This window comes from Pseudomonas sp. S2_F07, assembly GCF_054668325.1.
The window spans coordinates 6,043,660-6,060,176 of sequence record NZ_CP162758.1 but is presented as its reverse complement, the minus strand read 5'-3'; the positions used below and the strand labels follow the sequence as shown (position 1 = coordinate 6,060,176).

Sequence of the window (16,517 nt, the reverse complement as noted above, 5' to 3'; positions counted from 1 at the left end):
GAAAGTATTTTTTGCCAGATACAAAACCGGCCCCTCAGGGCCGGTAGAAACTCAGTTGTTGTACAGATCGATGATCGCACTGACTGCCTGCGTCTTGACCTTGGAGGCATCGTTGCGTGCCTGCTCGATCTTGTTCAGGTAAGCCTCGTCGACGTCGCCGGTGACGTACTGGCCGTCGAACACCGCGCAATCGAACTTGTCGATCTTGATCTTGCCGCCACCGACCGCTTCGATCAAGTCAGGCAGGTCCTGATAGATCAGCCAATCAGCGCCAATCAGGTCAGCCACGTCCTGGGTCGTACGGTTGTGGGCGATCAGCTCGTGAGCGCTCGGCATGTCGATGCCGTAGACGTTCGGGTAGCGAACCGCTGGTGCCGCGGAGCAGAAGTAGACGTTCTTGGCGCCAGCTTCGCGGGCCATCTGGATGATCTGCTTGCACGTGGTGCCGCGAACGATGGAGTCATCCACCAGCATCACGTTCTTGCCGCGGAATTCCAGCTCGATGGCGTTGAGCTTCTGGCGTACGGATTTTTTCCGTGCGGCCTGGCCCGGCATGATGAAGGTCCGGCCGATGTAGCGGTTCTTCACAAAGCCTTCGCGGAACTTCACGCCCAGGTGGTTCGCCAGCTCCAGCGCGGCGGTGCGGCTGGTGTCCGGAATCGGGATGACCACGTCGATGTCGTGATCCGGACGCTCGCGCTGGATCTTCTCGGCCAGTTTCTCACCCATGCGCAGGCGGGCCTTGTAGACCGATACGCCGTCGATGATCGAGTCCGGACGTGCCAGGTAGACGTGCTCGAAGATGCACGGCGTCAGGGACGGGTTGGTCGCGCACTGACGGGTGTACAGCTTGCCCTCTTCAGTGATGTAGACCGCTTCGCCCGGTGCCAGGTCGCGAATCAGGGTGAAGCCCAGCACGTCCAGGGAAACGCTTTCCGAGGCGATCATGTACTCGACGCCTTCGTCGGTGTGACGCTGGCCGAACACGATCGGGCGGATGCCGTGCGGGTCGCGGAAGCCGACGATGCCGTAGCCGGTGATCATCGCTACAACGGCATAACCACCGACGCAACGGTTGTGCACGTCGGTGACGGCGGCGAATACGTCTTCTTCGGTCGGCTGCAACTTGCCGCGCTGGGCCAGTTCGTGCGCGAACACGTTGAGCAGCACTTCCGAATCGGAACTGGTGTTGACGTGGCGCAAGTCAGATTCGTAAATCTCCTTGGCCAGTTGTTCAACGTTGGTCAGGTTACCGTTGTGCGCCAGGGTGATGCCGTAAGGCGAGTTGACGTAAAACGGTTGAGCTTCAGCCGAAGTCGAGCTGCCCGCGGTTGGATAACGCACATGGCCAATGCCCATGTGACCGACCAGGCGCTGCATGTGACGTTGCTGGAACACGTCACGCACCAGGCCGTTGTCCTTGCGCAGGAATAACCGGCCATCATGGCTGGTCACGATACCGGCAGCGTCCTGGCCGCGGTGCTGGAGGACGGTTAGCGCGTCATACAGCGCCTGATTGACGTTCGACTTACCGACGATACCGACGATGCCACACATGCGACGCAACCCCTACTTAATGGATCTGAACTGAGCACTACTCACTGAGGCGTTTTGGCCGTCGGCAAGAGTTGCTCCTTGAACGGAATATCAGCGGGTACGCTGATTCCGCTGGCAAGCCACTGACTGCTCCACCCGAGGATCAGGTTTTTGGACCAGTCTGCAACCAATAGAAATTTTGGCACGAGCTGTGACTCTTTCCACCACCCGTCCTGCTGTACCGGCCCCAGGCTCAACAGCCCGACGGCGATGACCACCAGCAACCCGCCACGCGCGGCGCCGAAGGCCATGCCGAGGAATCGGTCGGTCCCGGAGAGCCCGGTGACGCGAACCAGTTCGCCGATAAGATAATTGATCATTGCGCCTACGATTAAAGTGGCGACAAACATGATGGCACAGCCCGTGATTATACGTGCCGATGGCGTTTGAATGTACCCGCCGAGGTACTCGGACAGTGAGCCACCGAACATCCAGGCTACGACTCCTGCGATGATCCAGGTCAGCAGCGACAGAGCTTCTTTGACGAAGCCGCGGCTCAGACTGATCAATGCGGAGATGGCGACGATTGCTACGATCGCCCAGTCAACCCAGGTAAATGGCACAGTGCAGCCTACAGACGGATAAGGCGGCGCATTTTAGCAGAGCCCATGCTTATCGGTAAGCTGCGATTGTCAGTGCATTTCATATCGAGGCGATAGTTTTAGCCACGTTCCGGCTGAAAGCGCACCACAAACCCCTTGAGGTTCTGCTGGCGGTTCAGCAAGTCACGCAGCCGATCGGCTTCAGCGCGTTCGATCAACGGCCCGACAAACACCCGGTTTTTGCCGTCGGCGGTACGGATGTAGGCGTTGTAGCCCTGGCTGCGCAGGGTTTTCTGAAGTTTCTCTGCGCTTTCACGGTTCGACAGGCTGGCCAGTTGCACCGACCAACTGACGGACAAGCCATTGGCATCGATACGGCTTTGCGTGGTGTCCGGCTTGCCCGGTGCCGCGGTGATCGGCTGGGCCGGCGCTGTTGCAGGCTTGGCCGCCAATGCCGGGACCGGCGCGGGCACAGCCGGCTTGGCTGCTGGCGCTGGAGCGACCGGAACAGCTGGCACCGCCAATTCCTGCTGGGCGATTTCGTCATCGCTCGGCACGGGCTCCTGAGGTAAAGATTGCGGCTCAGGCACCACCACGGGCTCGACCTGCACCTGGGGCATCGCCGGCGCCTGCGGAGCCGCAGGCGCTTCGACCGTCACCTGGCGTTGTTCGTCCTGGCGGGAAAACAGCATCGGCAGAAAAATCACCGCCAGCGCGACCAACACCAGGGCGCCAACCATGCGCTGTTTGTATGCCTTATCCAGCAATGCCATTTGCCGCTTCCTCCGTGGAGCGCCGGGCCAGCCATTCAAGGGCCTCGGCGACACAATAAAATGATCCGAACAACAGGATTTCGTCGTCGTTCGTGGCCTGCGCGCACTGCCCTTCCAGGGCGGCCGCGACGCTGCCGTATGACGTGACCGACGCACCAAGACCTTGCAGCGCGGCGTGCAGATCCGCAACCGGACGCGCCCGAGGCGAATCCAGCGGTGCAACGGCCCAGTGCTGGACACTAGCACTCAATTCGCCGACAACACCACCCAGGTCTTTGTCCGCCAGCAGCCCGAACACCGCCAGACGCTTGCCGACCGGCGGGCGACTGGCCAGGCGACGAGCCAGATACTCCGCCGCATGGGGGTTATGCCCCACATCCAGCAATAGATTCAAGCGCTTGCCTTGCCACTCGAACTCACGGCGATCCAGACGACCGACCACCTTCGTTGCCCGCAGCGCCTCGATAATCTGCGCATCCACCCAAGGCAAGCCGAGCAGCAGGAACGCCTGCAACGCCAGCGCAGCGTTTTCCATCGGCAGATCGAGCAGTGGCAGGTCGCGCAGTTCAACCGCGCGCCCTTGCCCATCGACACCGCGCCACTGCCAGTTGTGATCGGTCACACCGAGGTCAAAATCGCGCCCCCGCAGGAAAAACGGGCAACTGAGCTCGCGCGCCTTGTCCAGCAGAGGTTGTGGAGGATTCAGATCGCCGCAGAGCGCAGGCGCGCCCTGACGGAAAATACCGGCCTTCTCGAAGGCCACGGACTCCCGGGTATCACCCAGGTAATCCGCATGATCGACGCCGATACTGGTGACCAGCGCCATGTCGGCATCCACCACGTTGACCGTGTCCAGACGACCGCCCAGTCCGACTTCCAGCACCACTGCATCGAGCCCGGAGCGCTGGAATAGCCAGAATGCCGCCAGGGTGCCCATTTCGAAGTAGGTCAGGGAAGTGTCGCCGCGCCCGGCCTCTACCGCGGCAAAGGCTTCGCACAGCTCGGTGTCCGTGGCTTCGATGCCATTGACCGTTACCCGCTCGTTGTACCGCAGCAGGTGCGGGGAGTTGTAGACCCCCACTTTCAAGCCCTGGGCCCGCAGCAAGGACGCCACGAACGCACAGGTGGAACCCTTGCCGTTGGTCCCGGTGACCGTGATCACCCGAGGCGCCGGCTTGCCCAATCCCATGCGGGACGCTACCTGCTGCGACCGCTCCAGGCCCATGTCGATGGCCGAAGGGTGCAACTGTTCAAGGTAGGCGAGCCATTCGCCAAGGGTACGTTGGGTCATAGGTTGGCAGGTACCGGTGGAACCACGATCGGCTCGATGGGTGTAGCCACGAACTTCGGCGTCGGCAGGCCCATCATTTGCGCCAGCAGGTTGCCCAGGCGCGGACGCAGTTCCTGACGGTCGATGATCATGTCGATGGCGCCGTGCTCCAGCAGGAACTCGCTGCGCTGGAAGCCTTCCGGCAGTTTTTCACGCACGGTCTGCTCGATCACGCGCGGACCGGCAAAACCGATCAATGCCTTCGGCTCGCCGACAATCACGTCGCCCAGCATCGCCAGACTGGCGGAAACGCCGCCGTAGACCGGATCGGTCAACACGGAGATGAACGGGATGCCTTCTTCGCGAAGACGAGCCAGCACCGCGGAGGTCTTGGCCATCTGCATCAGGGAAATCAGCGCTTCCTGCATCCGCGCACCGCCGGAAGCGGCGAAGCAGATCATCGGGCAACGTTTTTCCAGGGCGTAGTTGGCGGCGCGCACGAAACGCTCGCCGACGATGGCGCCCATCGAACCGCCCATGAAGGAAAACTCGAACGCCGAAACCACCACCGGCATGCCCAGCAAAGTACCGCTCATGGAAACCAGCGCATCTTTTTCGCCGGTCTGCTTTTGTGCAGCGGTCAGGCGGTCCTTGTATTTCTTGCCGTCGCGGAATTTCAGACGGTCAACCGGCTCAAGGTCCGCACCCAGCTCGGCACGGCCTTCAACATCGAGGAAGATGTCGATACGGGCACGGGCGCCGATACGCATGTGATGGTTGCACTTGGGGCAAACGTCCAGGGTCTTTTCCAGCTCCGGACGATACAGCACAGCCTCGCAAGACGGGCATTTGTGCCAAAGACCTTCAGGCACCGAGCTCTTCTTGACCTCGGAACGCATGATCGAAGGGATCAGTTTGTCTACTAACCAGTTGCTCATGCTTTCTTTCTCCAGTACCGGCGGCCCGAACGCTCTGGTTCGCGGCCCCGTGTATGCCCTAGCGCTAAATTCATGTGTGCGAAGAGGGTCGATGGACTGCCACGGTCAGCGCGAAACATGACCTGCGTGCAACCAAAAACCCTCGGATCTGCCTGCTGTGTGCAGTGCATCCGCTTTGTACAGTGCAGTGGACGGCGGCAGTCTGCCAGCCGTCACATCAACAGGTGCTACCGCGTACCGCTTTGATAAATGCCTGGATCTTTGCGTGATCCTTGATGCCCTTGCTCGCCTCTACCCCGCCGCTGACATCCACGGCATAAGGCCGCACGCGCGCAATCGCTTCGGCGACGTTATCCGGCGTCAGACCACCCGCCAGAATGATCGGCTTGCTCAAGCCTTGCGGTATCAATGACCAGTCAAATGCCTCGCCGGTTCCTCCGGGAACGCCTTCGACATAGGTGTCGAGCAGAATTCCGCTGGCACTGGCATAAGCATCGCAGGCCGCGGCGATGTCATCACCCGCCTTGACCCGCAGCGCCTTGATGTACGGGCGGTGCCAGCCTTCGCACTCGGCCACGCTTTCATCGCCGTGAAATTGCAGCAGGTCCAGGGGCACCGCATCGAGCAGCTCGCCCAATTCGCACCGGCTTGCATTGACGAACAAGCCCACGGTGGTCACGAACGGCGGTAGCGCCTTGATGATCGAGCGCGCCTGCTGGAACGTCACCGCACGGGGGCTTTTGGCGTAGAACACGAATCCGATGGCGTCCGCCCCGGCCTCGACGGCTGCCAGCGCATCCTCTATGCGGGTAATCCCACAGATCTTGCTGCGAACGGCTGACATGTCGACACAACTCCAAGACAAATCCGGGAAAGTCCCGGATGGTAACAAAAGCATTCGAGGGCGTCAGCCGCCAAGTTCCGAGAAGCCGGTCAGAAAGTGTGGACCAATGTAACGCTCGGGCAACTCGAACTCGTCACGGTACTCGACCTGCACCAGATACAAACCGAATGGATGCGCGGTCACGCCACCGGTCCGTCGAATCCGGCTCTCCAGCACCTCTTTCATCCACTCCACGGGGCGTTCTCCAGCGCCAATGGTCATCAGCACGCCGGCAATGTTGCGCACCATGTGATGCAGGAACGCGCTGGCGCGAATATCCAGCACGATCATCTTGCCGTGACGGGTGACGCGCAGGTGATGCAACTCCTTGATCGGCGACTTGGCCTGGCACTGACCGGCGCGAAAAGCACTGAAATCATGGGTGCCGAGCAGGTACTGGGCGGCCTCCGCCATGCGTTCGACGTCCAGCGGACGGTGGTTCCAGGTCACTTCTTCGTTCAGGTGCGCCGGGCGAATCTGATCGTTGTAGATCACGTAGCGATAACGCCGGGCAATGGCCTTGAACCGCGCATGGAAGTGCGCCGGCATGACCTTGGCCCAACTGACACTGACATCGTGGGGCAGGTTGATGTTGGCGCCCATGGTCCAGGCCTTCATCGAACGCTCGACCCGGGTGTCAAAATGCACCACCTGCCCGCAGGCATGCACCCCGGCGTCGGTACGCCCGGCGCACATCAGCGAAACGGGTGAGTCGGCGACTTTGGACAAGGCGTTTTCGAGGGTTTCCTGCACGGTAAGCACCCCGGACGCCTGGCGTTGCCAGCCGCGGTAGCGCGAGCCTTTGTATTCGACGCCCAGCGCGATCCGGAAAAAGCCGTCGGCTGCCATTTCGGCGGCCGGGTTATCTATATTTGCCAAGGAGGGACAGCCTGATGATGTACCAAAGGTGGGCATTATAAGGCCGCCGGGCGGGGATGCCAGAGGGATCTCCATTGACTGTTCCGGCGCCTTCGCGGGCAAGCCCGCTCCCACAGGGTTCTGTGGCGTTCACAAAACCTGTGGGGCTTGCCCGCGAAGGCGCCACAGCAAACGACATCAACTCATCGGTCAAACAAAAACGGCAGCCTCAATGGGCTGCCGCTTTTTTTACAACCTGCCGATCACTCAAGCCAGGCGCGAAAGCATTTCCTCGGCTTCACTCTTCTGCTCGGCACTGCCTTCGCTTACTACCTCATTGAGGATGTCGCGAGCACCGTCACTGTCGCCCATGTCGATATAGGCCTGAGCCAGATCGAGCTTGGTAGCGGCTTCGTCAGTGCCCGAGAGGAAGTCGAAGTCATCATCGCTATCCAGTGCGGCATCCGCTTCGGTAAAGGTCGGCTCGCCGATGCTGCTGGACAGGCTCTCAAGCTCGGCGTTGACAACATCCAGCTCTGCCGCGAACGCATCCGGCGTGCCCAGTTCGTCCAGTTCGTCGGCCAGCGACAGATCGAAATCGGCCGGCAATTCCAGGTCATCCAGCGCGACCTCAGGAACAGCCGGGGTTTCGGCAACCGGAAAATCCTTCACACCCTCATCCAGATCCAGCAGGAAATCGTCTTCTGCCAGCATCGCCGGCGACGGTTGCGCACCGAGATCCAGGTCGAGGTCGAAGTCCGACAGATCGTCGAGGTTTTCCTTGATTTCAGTCTGCTGCTGCAACACCGACTCAAAACTCAGATCGTCGTCCAGCGGGAACTCGTCCAGGTCCGCTGGTGCTGCCACCTCAGGCTCCGGTGCAGGCACAGGCGTCACAGGTGTAATCGCGTCCAGATCATCCAGGCTCAGGTCGAAGGCGCTGTCGAGGTCATCTTCGAACGGTGTTGGCTCTGGCTCTGACGCCGGTGCTTGCGGCTCATCAAGCAACAGGTCCTTGACGTATTGCGCGTCCAGCTCCGCAGCAACGGCGGCTGCAGCGATGCCACCGGCAGCCACCAGCACCATGGCCGGGAAGCGGTTTTTGAGCTTTTCAACCTGGGCGAAGTTGTCGCCATTGGCCACCAACTGACGCTCCTGGCCGACGAACGCATCGCGGTCGCCTTGCTGGCCATAGACTTCCATCAGCTTCAGGCGCAAGTCGCTGCGCTTGGGCTCTTGCTTGACACCGTCCTCCAGCAACGCGGCAGCCTGGTTCAGGCGACCGGCATTGATGTGCGACTGAGCCTGGCCCAGCACGTCGCTGGAACGTTCGGCAGCCGGCGCCACCAGTGGCGCGGCGATCGGCGTGGTCATCACCACCGGTGCAACCACCGGCGCGGGCGTGGGAGCTGGCGTCGGAGCAGTCGCCAGCTTCACGCTCGGCGGTGGAACTTCCAGGCCATCGAAGCTACTTTCCGGCAAGTCGAGATCGGCCGAGAACGGCTGTTCTTCGGCCAGGGCACGGGCCATGCGCAGATGTTTTTCAGCTTCTTGCTGGGCTTTGCGGCGACGCGCCAGCAACAGCAGCAGGAGTAGCAGAATCACCGCACCGCCACCGACCAGGCCCAGCAGCACCGGATTGGTCAGCAATTCATTGAATTTCTGATCGTCGGATGCCGCCGGTGCCGCCTCGACAGGCTTCTCGGTCGGCGCCGGAGTTGCCTCGGGCGCAGGCGCAACCGGTGCAGTTTCAGCCGGAGCAGGTGCCGTGGCCGGGTTGGCAGCCAGCTCGGCCGACATTGCCGGCGCGGTCGCAGCCGCTGGTGCAGTCGCAGCACCCTCGGTTTGCAACTTGGCCAATTGATTGTTCTTCAGCTCGATCAAGCGTTGCAGCTTGTCCACCTGGCTTTGCAGGTCGGCCATGCGGCTTTTCAGTTCGGCGTTATCACGACGACTGGTGTCGAGGCTTTCCTGGGTCACCGCCAGCTTGTTGCTGAGGGCCTTGGCATCTCCCGCCGCCCCTTTACCAGGGTTCTTGCCGGATTCTGCAGACACCAGGCTCAGCTTGTCGGTGGCCGACTGCGCGGGAGCACCCTCGGTGCGAGCGCGATTGGTAGCGTCGAGCTGTTGCTGCCCTGCCCCGGGTTTCGCCACATAGCGGCGGCCCTGGCGCCAGGCCTTGTTCTGCGCGGCCACTTCAGCAATGGCCTTGGCTTGCGGCAGGCCCGTGCTCTGTGCCTGGTCCGGCATGCGCAGCACCTGGCCGGTTTTCAGGCGGTTGATGTTGCCGTCGATAAAGGCATCCGGGTTCAACGCCTGGATGGCCAGCATGGTTTGCTGGATCGAACCGCCATTACGCGCCTTCGCGGCGATTTCCCACAGGGTATCGCGCGGCGTGGTGGTGTATTGCGACGGCTTGGTCGCACCGGTGACGGGCGCAGCAACCGTTGACGTCGGCTGCGCAGCCGCTTCAGCGGTTTGCGGCGAGAACTTGGACGGATCGAGCAGCACACTGTAGTCGCGCAGCAAACGGCCGTTCGGCCACATGACCTGAACCAGGAACTTCACCATGGGTTCGGACAGAGGCTTGCTGGAGGTCACGCGCAGGATGCTTTTGCCGCTGGCGTTGAGCACCGGGGTGAAGGTCAAGTCGTTGAGAAATGCCTGGCGGTCGACACCGGCCTTGGCGAAATCCTCTGGTGAAGCCAGGCTCGGCACCACTTCGGCAGCGGTGAGATCCTTGACATCGAGCAGCTCGATTTCTGCCACCAACGGCTGGTTGAGCGTCGATTTCAGGGTCAACTCCCCGAGCCCGAGGGCATGCGCCATACCGGAGGACAGCGCCGAGGCGGCCGCTATTGCTAACACCAGTTTGCGAACTTGAACCATTAGCTCATCCTTAGTTTGAACATTCCTCGGCCAGCGAGAAGGTATTGATAGTCGCTGCCGTAAGGCATTGCGCGCAACGGCGAGGGTCGTCGCGCGCGATCATTTCATTGATGCCCGGCAAAGCCCCGCAGAGTGGCTCTGCCTTCAGTACTCCGGCAAGCATAGGCTCGCGAGGAATCATTCGACAAATTGTTGCAAAGTATCTTTTACAGCAGGTCTTTAATCAACAACTCGGCCAGTTGCACAGCGTTGAGCGCCGCGCCTTTGCGTACGTTATCTGACGTCAGCCACAGATTAAGTTCCGACGTGTCGTCAATACCATGACGAACCCGACCAACGTAGACCACATCCTGCCCTACTGCATCGCCCACCGGGGTCGGGTAATCACCGGCTTCCACCAGCTCGATGCCGGGCGCATCTTCCAGGGCCGCATTGACTTTCCCCAGGTCGATTTCACTCGCGGACTGCAGGGTCACGCTATAGCTATCGCCAAAAAACACCGGGGCTTGAATGCAAGTGACGGAAATCTTCAATGAAGGCCGCGCCATGACCTGACGCAGCTCACGTACCAGGCGTTTTTCCAGCAACGTATGACCTTGCTCATCCGGCTTGCCGACCTGGGCCAACAGGTTGAAGGCCATCTGCCGATCAAAGAATTTCGGCTCCAGCGGCCGCACATTCAGCAGTTCAGCGGTCTGCCGGGCGAGCTCGCTCACGGCTTCACGGCCCTGGGCCGATACCGCAAGGCTCGCGGTCAGGCTGATGCGCTGCAAATCGAGCAAATCCATCAGTGGCGCGAGCACCACTGCCAGCGTGGTGGCCGACGGGCTTGGGCTGCTGACCTGAAAGGGCTTTTTCAAACCGGCCAACACCTGGGCGTTGGCCTCTGGCACGACCTGCGGCGCCTTTTCGGCCGGCAAGGCACCGGAGAGATCGATCACCGAGCAACCGGCATCGCTGGCGCGGGAAGCGAAACTCAACGAAACCGCCGGGCCGGCGGCAAAGAATGCTAATTGCACCTTGCTGAAGTCGAACTCATCGACTTCCCGTACCCGCACGTTCTTGCCGCGAAACGGTACCGAACTGCCGGCCGATTCGCTGCTGGCCAACAGGTGCAGGGTGCCGATCGGGAAATCGCGCTCTTCGAGAATCTGCACGAGTGTTTCGCCGACAGTACCGGTGGCGCCGATCACGGCAATATCAATGGTCTGGCTCATGGGTTTTACCTCTGGCGAAACGGGGGGAGCGGCACTTTACCGGGTGGTTGGCGGTTCGGCAATTTAGAACAAAAGATCGCAGCCTTCGGCAGCTCCTACAAAGGAATGCGAGCACCTGTAGGAGCTGCCGAAGGCTGCGATCTTTTAACGGCCAATAAAAAAACCCGCACCTCTTTCAAGGCGCGGGTTCTTTCATTGCATCAAACGATCAACGCTCGAGCAGGATCCGCAGCATGCGGCGCAGCGGTTCGGCCGCGCCCCACAGCAACTGGTCGCCGACGGTGAACGCGCCGACAAATTGCGAACCCATGTTCAGCTTGCGCAGACGGCCAACCGGGATGTTCAGGGTGCCGGTGACCTTGTTCGGGCTCAGCTCCTGAATGCTGGTTTCGCGGCTGTTCGGCACCAGCTTGACCCAAGGGTTGTGCTGGCTGATCAGTCCTTCGATATCAGCGATCGGTACGTCTTTGTTCAACTTGATGGTCAGCGCCTGGCTGTGGCAGCGCATGGCGCCGATGCGCACGCAGATGCCATCGACCGGGATCGGGCTCTTGAAGCGACCGAGGATCTTGTTGGTCTCGGCCTGGGCCTTCCACTCTTCGCGGCTCTGACCGTTCGGCAGTTCCTTGTCGATCCATGGGATCAGGCTGCCGGCCAGCGGTACACCGAAGTTTTCAGTCGGGTACGCGTCACTGCGCATGGCTTCAGCCACACGACGGTCGATGTCGAGGATCGCGCTGGCCGGATCGGCCAGTTGATCGGCAACAGCGGCGTGGGTCGCGCCCATTTGCTTGATCAGTTCACGCATGTTCTGCGCGCCGGCACCGGATGCCGCCTGATAGGTCATGGCGCTCATCCACTCCACCAGGCCAGCCTCGAACAGGCCACCAAGGCCCATCAGCATCAGGCTGACGGTGCAGTTGCCGCCGATGTAGTTCTTGGTGCCCGCATCCAGCTGCTGGTCGATGACCTTGCGGTTCACCGGATCCAGAACGATCACCGCGTCATCCTGCATGCGCAGGCTGGAAGCGGCATCGATCCAGTAACCCTGCCAGCCGGCTTCACGCAGCTTGGGGAAGACTTCGCTGGTGTAGTCGCCACCCTGGCAGGTCAGAATCACGTCGAGGGTTTTCAGCTCTTCAATGCTGTAAGCGTCCTTGAGCGGAGCAATGTCCTTGCCCACGGACGGGCCTTGGCCACCGACATTGGAAGTGGTGAAAAACACCGGCTCGATAAGATCGAAATCCTGCTCTTCCAGCATCCGCTGCATGAGCACGGAACCGACCATGCCGCGCCAACCGATCAGACCTACACGTTTCATCGCAACTACACCTTCTTGAAATGTGGACCGCTACCTTGTCTTGAATTTGGCAGCGGGCCCGAGAGATTACAGATTCCGCAGCGCGGCGACTACTGCGTCACCCATTTCCTGCGTACCGACTTTAGTGCAACCGGCCGACCAGATGTCACCGGTGCGCAAGCCCTGATCCAGCACCAGGCTGACGGCTTTCTCGATGGCATCGGCCGCGGCCTGCTGGTTGAAGCTGTAACGCAACATCATCGACACCGACAAAATGGTCGCCAACGGGTTGGCAATGCCCTTGCCCGCGATGTCCGGCGCCGAACCGTGGCACGGCTCGTACATGCCCTTGTTGTTGGTGTCCAGGGACGCCGACGGCAGCATGCCGATGGAACCGGTGAGCATCGAGGCCTGGTCGGACAGGATGTCGCCAAACATGTTGTCGGTGACGATCACGTCGAACTGCTTCGGTGCGCGCACCAGCTGCATCGCGGCGTTGTCGACGTACATGTGGCTCAGTTCGACTTCAGGATAATCCTTGGCCACTTGTTCGACCACTTCACGCCACAGTTGGCTGGAGGCCAGTACGTTGGCCTTGTCCACCGAGCACAGCTTCTTGCCACGGACCATGGCCATGTCGAAACCGACACGGGCGATGCGGCGGATTTCGCTTTCGCTGTACGGCAGGGTGTCATAGGACTGACGCTCGCCGTTTTCCAGGGTACGGGTACCGCGTGGCGCACCGAAGTAGATGCCGCCGGTCAATTCGCGAACGATCAGGATGTCCAGCCCGGAAACGATTTCCGGCTTCAGGCTGGAAGCCTCGGCCAGTTGCGGGTACAGGATCGCCGGACGCAGGTTGCCGAACAGGCCCAGTTGCGCACGGATCTTCAGCAGGCCGCGCTCAGGGCGGATGTCACGCTCGATCGCATCCCATTTCGGACCGCCAACGGCGCCCAGCAATACGGCGTCAGCCGCGCGGGCACGTTCCAGGGTTTCGTCGGCCAAGGGCACGCCATGCTTGTCGATGGCTGCGCCGCCGATCACGTCATGACTGAGCTCGAAACCCAGGGCGAACTTGTCGCTGGCCAATTCCAGCACCTTGACCGCTTCGGCCATGATTTCCGGGCCAATACCGTCACCTGGGAGAATCAGAATCTGCTTGCTCATGCTTTCCTCATGTCATCAGTCGGTGCGCCCATGGACGCACCCGGAAAAATTCTATCGTTCAGCCATCAGCACCAGTACATCGGTACTGAACGAACCATCGGCCTCAATCTCGAAATATTCGCGCACTTCATTGCCCATCGACTGCTGCAACTCGCGGATCGCCGCGCGCATCACTTCAGGCGTGCGCATGCGCTCGACCCAGCTGTTGTACTCCAGGCGCAGGCGCTGACGAGTGGTACTGCGGGTGTGCAGCCCCGCCTCGCTGACCTGACGCAACCACTCGCCGGCGGAATAATCGCGCACATGACTGGTGTCGCGCAGCACTTCGACGCTTTGCAGGTAAGTGTCGAACAGTGGGCTACCCGGTGACAACACGTCGACGAACGCCGCCACGCCGCCCGACTTCAGGACTCGACGCACCTCACGCAGGGCCACGCCCAGATCACTCCAATGGTGCGCCGAATAGCGGCTGAAGACGAAATCGAATTCGCCATCGGCAAACGGCAGGCGCTCAGCGGCACCATTGACCGTGGTCACGTTGCTCAAGCCACGGTCGACAGCGGCAGCGGTCACCACGTCGAGCATCTGCCGGGACAGGTCGTAGGCCACCACTTCTTTCACCAATGAGGCTACGTGAAAACTCACGTGACCGGCACCACACCCAAGGTCCAGGACCCGGGCATCGCCCCGCCCCGCCAGTTCGGCCTGTAGCAGCGCGAACTCGGTGCCTTGAGCGTGTACGGCGCTGCTCAGGTAGGCCGAAGCCTGTTCACCGAATTGCTTCTGGACTACCTGGCTGTGCTGGGCGGTGCTGGTCATGGGGACTTCCTTTTTGGGGTTTAGCCTTATGTCGTCTGAGCTACCGTCTTCGCGAGCAAGCCCGCTCCCACAGGTTTTGTGAACGCCGCAATCCAGTGTGGGAGCGAGCTTGCTCGCGATGGCGTCATTACGCCTTACGCAAAATCAAGCGTCGCGAAACAACCAAGGCTGGCTCGCACGATGCCTGGCTTCAAACGTCGCAATCGCATCGCCGTCCTGCAAGGTCAGGCCGATATCGTCCAGGCCGTTGAGCAGGCAGTGTTTGCGGAACGCATCGATTTCGAAGCTCAACACCTTGCCGTCAGGGCGGGTCACGGTCTGGGCTTGCAGGTCGACCTGCAACTGGTAGCCCGGATTGGCCTCGACCTGCTGGAACAGTTCATCGACTTCGGCATCGCTCAAGATGATCGGCAGCAAGCCGTTCTTGAAGCTGTTGTTGAAGAAGATGTCGGCATAGCTCGGCGCGATGATGCTGCGGAAACCGTACTCTTCCAGCGCCCACGGCGCGTGCTCGCGGCTGGAGCCGCAACCGAAGTTCTCACGGGCCAGCAACACGCTGGCGCCCTGGTAACGTTCGGCGTTGAGGACGAAGTCCTTGTTCAGCGGACGCTTGGAGTTGTCCTGGTAAGGCTGGCCCACATCCAGGTAGCGCCATTCATCGAACAGGTTCGGGCCGAAGCCCGTGCGCTTGATCGACTTCAAGAACTGCTTCGGGATGATCTGGTCGGTGTCGACGTTGGCACGATCCAAAGGCGCGACAAGACCAGTGTGCTGGGTAAAAGCTTTCATGCTGCGCTCCTTTAGATCAATTCACGGACGTCGATGAAACGACCGTTCACAGCGGCGGCCGCGGCCATGGCCGGGCTGACGAGGTGGGTACGACCACCGGCGCCCTGACGGCCTTCGAAGTTACGGTTGGAGGTCGAGGCGCAATGCTCGCCGGACTCCAAACGGTCCGGGTTCATCGCCAGGCACATCGAGCAACCCGGCTCGCGCCATTCGAAACCGGCTTCGAGGAAAATCTTGTCCAGGCCTTCCGACTCCGCCTGGGCTTTGACCAGACCCGAGCCCGGCACGACGATGGCCTGCTTGATGGTCGAGGCCACTTTGCGGCCCTTGGCGATCACCGCCGCGGCACGCAGGTCTTCGATCCGCGAGTTGGTGCACGAACCGATGAACACGCGGTCGAGCTGAATGTCGGTGATCGCCTGGTTGGCGGTCAAACCCATGTACTTCAAGGCGCGCTCGATGGAACCGCGCTTGACCAGGTCCATTTCCTTCGCAGGATCCGGCACGTTCTGGTCCACCGCCAACACCATCTCAGGCGAAGTGCCCCAGCTGACTTGCGGCTTGATCTGGGTCGCATCGAGCTCAACGACGGTGTCGAACACCGCATCGGCATCGGACACCAAGTCTTTCCAGGCTTCAACGGCCAGTTCCCATTCCGCGCCTTTCGGAGCAAATGGACGGCCCTTGACGTAAGCCACGGTCTTTTCGTCCGCAGCCACCAGGCCTACGCGAGCGCCGGCTTCGATGGACATGTTGCAGATGGTCATGCGGCCTTCAACGGACAGGTCGCGAATCGCGCTGCCGGCGAATTCGATGGCGTGGCCGTTACCGCCGGCGGTGCCGATCTTGCCGATCACGGCGAGCACGATGTCCTTGGCGGTCACGCCGAACGGCAATTGGCCTTCGACCACTACCCGCATGTTCTTCATTTTCTTGGCGACCAGGCACTGGGTGGCGAGCACATGCTCGACCTCGGAGGTGCCGATACCGTGAGCCAGGGCGCCGAACGCGCCGTGGGTCGAGGTGTGGGAGTCGCCGCAGACCACGGTCATGCCCGGCAAGGTCGCGCCCTGCTCCGGGCCGATGACGTGGACGATGCCCTGGCGAACGTCGTTCATCTTGAACTCGACGATGCCGTATTCATCGCAGTTGTCGTCGAGGGTCTGGACTTGCAGGCGCGAGACCTGGTCAACGATGGTGTCGATGCCGCCCTTGCGCTCCGGCGTGGTCGGTACGTTGTGGTCCGGGGTCGCGATGTTGGCATCGATGCGCCATGGCTTGCGCCCGGCCAGACGCAGGCCTTCGAAGGCTTGCGGCGAGGTCACTTCGTGGATGATGTGACGATCGATGTAGATCAGCGCGGAGCCATCGTCGCGCTGCTTGACCAAATGCGAATCCCAGAGCTTGTCGTAGAGCGTTTTGCCGGCCATCAGACGGTTCCTCATCAGCTTGTTTCTATGCCCCGGGTCTTGA

At 61.1% G+C, this 16,517-nt stretch carries 14 protein-coding genes; all 14 read right to left on the bottom strand.

Features of this window, described 5'->3' with window-relative positions:
* Positions 1-51: 51 nt before the first annotated feature.
* A complete protein-coding gene (purF, locus tag AB4O40_RS27555) occupies positions 52-1,557 on the bottom strand; it encodes an amidophosphoribosyltransferase (protein WP_056722191.1) in 1,506 nt (501 codons plus the stop codon).
* 41 nt (positions 1,558-1,598) lie between these two features.
* A complete protein-coding gene (locus tag AB4O40_RS27550) occupies positions 1,599-2,159 on the bottom strand; it encodes a CvpA family protein (protein WP_056722189.1) in 561 nt (186 codons plus the stop codon).
* 98 nt (positions 2,160-2,257) lie between these two features.
* Entirely contained in the window at positions 2,258-2,911 is a 654-nt protein-coding gene (locus tag AB4O40_RS27545; protein WP_223540984.1) for an SPOR domain-containing protein, read from the bottom strand.
* Positions 2,895-4,202: a bifunctional tetrahydrofolate synthase/dihydrofolate synthase gene (folC, locus tag AB4O40_RS27540; RefSeq protein WP_223540983.1), complete on the bottom strand. Its 1,308-nt coding sequence runs from the start codon at positions 4,200-4,202 to the stop codon at positions 2,895-2,897. Before folC ends, AB4O40_RS27545 begins: the two co-directional genes overlap by 17 nt.
* Positions 4,199-5,119, bottom strand: coding sequence for an acetyl-CoA carboxylase, carboxyltransferase subunit beta (gene accD, locus AB4O40_RS27535; RefSeq protein ID WP_056722184.1), 921 nt, complete (start codon positions 5,117-5,119; stop codon positions 4,199-4,201). Before accD ends, folC begins: the two co-directional genes overlap by 4 nt.
* A gap of 217 nt (positions 5,120-5,336) precedes the next feature.
* Entirely contained in the window at positions 5,337-5,963 is a 627-nt protein-coding gene (locus AB4O40_RS27530) for a phosphoribosylanthranilate isomerase (RefSeq protein ID WP_056722182.1), read from the bottom strand.
* A gap of 63 nt (positions 5,964-6,026) precedes the next feature.
* Positions 6,027-6,851, bottom strand: a complete 825-nt coding sequence (truA, locus tag AB4O40_RS27525; RefSeq protein ID WP_056722181.1) for a tRNA pseudouridine(38-40) synthase TruA — start codon at positions 6,849-6,851, stop codon at positions 6,027-6,029.
* A gap of 276 nt (positions 6,852-7,127) precedes the next feature.
* Complete coding sequence (locus AB4O40_RS27520) at positions 7,128-9,749, bottom strand: FimV/HubP family polar landmark protein (RefSeq protein WP_056722179.1); 2,622 nt, start codon at positions 9,747-9,749, stop codon at positions 7,128-7,130.
* 206 nt (positions 9,750-9,955) lie between these two features.
* Positions 9,956-10,966, bottom strand: a complete 1,011-nt coding sequence (locus AB4O40_RS27515; protein WP_056722177.1) for an aspartate-semialdehyde dehydrogenase — start codon at positions 10,964-10,966, stop codon at positions 9,956-9,958.
* A gap of 208 nt (positions 10,967-11,174) precedes the next feature.
* Positions 11,175-12,287 (bottom strand): aspartate-semialdehyde dehydrogenase, encoded by a 1,113-nt coding sequence (asd, locus tag AB4O40_RS27510; RefSeq protein ID WP_007975660.1) that lies wholly within the window; start codon positions 12,285-12,287, stop codon positions 11,175-11,177.
* 66 nt (positions 12,288-12,353) lie between these two features.
* Positions 12,354-13,436, bottom strand: coding sequence for a 3-isopropylmalate dehydrogenase (gene leuB, locus AB4O40_RS27505; protein ID WP_056722174.1), 1,083 nt, complete (start codon positions 13,434-13,436; stop codon positions 12,354-12,356).
* A gap of 51 nt (positions 13,437-13,487) precedes the next feature.
* Positions 13,488-14,255 (bottom strand): class I SAM-dependent methyltransferase, encoded by a 768-nt coding sequence (locus AB4O40_RS27500; RefSeq protein WP_056722172.1) that lies wholly within the window; start codon positions 14,253-14,255, stop codon positions 13,488-13,490.
* Between the two features lie 144 nt (positions 14,256-14,399).
* The gene (leuD, locus tag AB4O40_RS27495; protein WP_056722170.1) at positions 14,400-15,044 is read right to left on the bottom strand and encodes a 3-isopropylmalate dehydratase small subunit; all 645 of its coding nucleotides are present in this window, start codon (positions 15,042-15,044) and stop codon (positions 14,400-14,402) included.
* A gap of 11 nt (positions 15,045-15,055) precedes the next feature.
* Positions 15,056-16,474: a 3-isopropylmalate dehydratase large subunit gene (gene leuC, locus AB4O40_RS27490; protein ID WP_460057060.1), complete on the bottom strand. Its 1,419-nt coding sequence runs from the start codon at positions 16,472-16,474 to the stop codon at positions 15,056-15,058.
* Positions 16,475-16,517: the final 43 nt, after the last annotated feature.

Coding starts and splice junctions, on each gene's coding strand:
- leuC (WP_460057060.1), bottom strand. CDS start 16,474: ATGGCCGGCAAAACGCTCTACGACAAGCTCTGGGATTCGCATTTGGTC.
- AB4O40_RS27520 (WP_056722179.1), bottom strand. CDS start 9,749: ATGGTTCAAGTTCGCAAACTGGTGTTAGCAATAGCGGCCGCCTCGGCG.
- purF (WP_056722191.1), bottom strand. CDS start 1,557: ATGTGTGGCATCGTCGGTATCGTCGGTAAGTCGAACGTCAATCAGGCG.
- leuD (WP_056722170.1), bottom strand. CDS start 15,044: ATGAAAGCTTTTACCCAGCACACTGGTCTTGTCGCGCCTTTGGATCGT.
- folC (WP_223540983.1), bottom strand. CDS start 4,202: ATGACCCAACGTACCCTTGGCGAATGGCTCGCCTACCTTGAACAGTTG.
- asd (WP_007975660.1), bottom strand. CDS start 12,287: ATGAAACGTGTAGGTCTGATCGGTTGGCGCGGCATGGTCGGTTCCGTG.
- AB4O40_RS27530 (WP_056722182.1), bottom strand. CDS start 5,963: ATGTCAGCCGTTCGCAGCAAGATCTGTGGGATTACCCGCATAGAGGAT.
- truA (WP_056722181.1), bottom strand. CDS start 6,851: ATGGCAGCCGACGGCTTTTTCCGGATCGCGCTGGGCGTCGAATACAAA.
- AB4O40_RS27515 (WP_056722177.1), bottom strand. CDS start 10,966: ATGAGCCAGACCATTGATATTGCCGTGATCGGCGCCACCGGTACTGTC.
- leuB (WP_056722174.1), bottom strand. CDS start 13,436: ATGAGCAAGCAGATTCTGATTCTCCCAGGTGACGGTATTGGCCCGGAA.
- accD (WP_056722184.1), bottom strand. CDS start 5,119: ATGAGCAACTGGTTAGTAGACAAACTGATCCCTTCGATCATGCGTTCC.
- AB4O40_RS27500 (WP_056722172.1), bottom strand. CDS start 14,255: ATGACCAGCACCGCCCAGCACAGCCAGGTAGTCCAGAAGCAATTCGGT.
- AB4O40_RS27545 (WP_223540984.1), bottom strand. CDS start 2,911: ATGGCATTGCTGGATAAGGCATACAAACAGCGCATGGTTGGCGCCCTG.